The organism is Polaromonas sp. P1_G2, assembly GCF_056405515.1.
In genome coordinates, this window is the sequence record NZ_JBFUBY010001594.1 from 1 (window position 1) to 380 (window position 380).

General features: G+C 55.9%; 1 protein-coding gene. It reads right to left on the reverse strand.

Annotated features, from left to right (window positions below; all coding sequences use genetic code 11):
* Positions 1-380, reverse strand: a 380-nt coding sequence (locus AC1D0P_RS31700) for a hypothetical protein (protein WP_477680349.1), incomplete at both ends; no start/stop codon positions are given.

The window sequence follows — 380 nt, forward strand, 5'->3', positions numbered from 1 at the left end:
GCGGGCACCCGAGTGGCTCATCATATAGATCGAGTTCATCTGCTTCTGGCGACCATCCTCGCGGAATTCGACAGCCTTCAGACGCTCCATCATCTTTTCGGCGACCTTTTCAGTCGCCTTGCCCCAGGCGTCGACAACCTTGTTGTACTTTTCGCCCTGGGTGATCAGACCGTCATTGTACTGCTGCTCGTATTCCTTGACGAGGTTTTCGGTCTCGTCGACGATCGTGTACTTGTCCTTCGGGATGACCATGTCGTCCTTGCCGAACGARATGCCGGCGCGGCATGCATGGGCAAAGCCAAGCTGCATGATGCGGTCGCAGAAGATCACCGTGTCCTTCTGGCCGCAATGACGGTAGACCGTGTCGATCATCTTGGAGA